The sequence below is a fragment of the Porphyromonas sp. CAG:1061 genome, from assembly GCF_000435035.1.
Classification (GTDB): Bacteria; Bacteroidota; Bacteroidia; order Bacteroidales; family Porphyromonadaceae; genus Porphyromonas_A; species Porphyromonas_A somerae.
This window is the reverse complement of the sequence record NZ_HF988874.1, coordinates 4,513-6,225: the sequence shown is the minus strand read 5'-3', so window position 1 is coordinate 6,225 and position 1,713 is coordinate 4,513. Positions and strand designations below refer to the sequence as shown.

General features: G+C 50.5%; 2 protein-coding genes. Both read right to left on the bottom strand.

All coding sequences use genetic code 11. From position 1 onward, the window contains the following. The coding region (locus QVO39_RS01985; protein WP_288171548.1) for a hypothetical protein at window positions 1-682 on the bottom strand (682 nt) is incomplete at its 3' end. A gap of 20 nt (window positions 683-702) precedes the next feature. Further along, window positions 703-1,713, bottom strand: a 1,011-nt coding sequence (locus QVO39_RS01980) for a FimB/Mfa2 family fimbrial subunit (RefSeq protein ID WP_288171546.1), incomplete at its 5' end; no start/stop codon positions are given.

The following is a 1,713-nucleotide window of genomic DNA, read 5'->3' as shown; positions in this document are numbered from 1 at the left end:
CCCCAGCCATACTGTAGGTAAGGGGGAGCTTCATGGTTCCTACACCCTTCAATTCAGCCGTCACACTGCTCGACTTGGTGATCTGCACCTTAGCGACCACACGCTCTACATCAAAAGGATAGTTATTTTTACTCCCTTGTAGCACCTCTTGCTCCGTGGCATTGCTATCAATGGTCACGGTGTTGTATGTTGGGTCACTTATGGTAGCAGTCATCAGCATCCCCTCTCCTGTGATTCCTGCAATGCCCAAAAGATCCTTCAGCTCTATTACTCTATCCTGAGCGAAGTCAGTACCCGTAAGCGTACCAAGTGAATTGCTATTGAGGAGTAGCGTCATCGCCACCTGAGTGGGCATCTCGGGTTGCAACGCCATCGGAGCCGACTTCCATATTCCAGTACCTGCGGTTTCTTCGCTAAGCGTTGCCTGCATGCTAGGGTAGTCCTTGAAGAGCACCAACCCCTGCTTTATGCCTTGCTCACTCTTAGTTCCAGACTCATCTTTCTGTTCTTGATTGACCCCACGCAGGGAGCGATCCATCGCTACCCGCACAGCAAAGTGCATCGAGGTCTGGGAGTCCCCCTTATTGATAGCCTCCTCACTAGGGGATTGCTGGCTGCAAGCTCCGAGTAAGAGGGTGCCTATCAGAAGGGCAACGAGGTGATATATTCGATTTCTTTTCATCTCCTTAGATCGCTATATAATTATAGGTGGGCGTCGCGGAAGACGAGGTTCCAATTCTGGATGGTTACCTGTACCGCCATATAGGTCTCCGTGTATTTCTGAAGGAGGATACGGATATTAAAGTCGTGGTTGAGGTCGAGGTGATCCTTGAATGGGTTAGGACTGCTCATCGCCACACCACTATATAGGATATAGTCGTGCAGTGGGTCGAACTCATAAACCACTTGACCACTCTCATCGGTGATGGTGATGAGGTAATCGCCACGCTCCCCAGGAACCAGACGAAGGATATCGTAGGTAGCACTAACCGTAACGCTCTTACCACTCTCGCTCACCTTCTGCTCAAAGGTATCGGTGGTCCACTCAAATGGAGTATCGGGGAGTAGCTGCCCATCGTATCCGTAGCGGCTATTCTTGGCGGTATAGGTCATGGTGTATTGGTGACCAGGTGCCAACCCTCTAATCTCGATATTGAAGTGGTTGGTGATCTGAGTGAGTGGGAAGTGCACACGGTCTATCACCGTCCCCTTACCATCGCGGTCAATCTGATTCAGTGCTCCCTCCTTAGGAGTCCCGACGTAGAGAGGACCTGCGGTTGCCTTGATCTTATCGGTCTGCTTAGCCATAAATAGGACGAGGTCGGACTTCTTGGCACCCACCTTGAAGGCAGAGAGGTCGTACTGGCTCATATCCTTAGCCGCCCACGCCACGAACGTGGTGGTCTTGCCTGGGCGGTAGTGGTTGGTCCGCATCTCGTAATCGGGTAGGAAGGCTACACCGCCCTCCTTCCACTCTCCGATCAATTGGTCGTTTTCGTCGAAAGCGAAAACTCGGATATCGTCAATCTTACCATCTGGATAACTGATCTCATCGGGTGTCCGCACATCGAATGTAAATATGGTGTACTGAGGACACTCTGAGAGGTCGCTCATAATGCCCTTCTGGCAACTAGCAAGTGCCACAAGTAGCAGAGCTGAAAGTCCAATCTTTGATATAAGCTTCATCTTACTCACTAAATTAATTAGTTTACT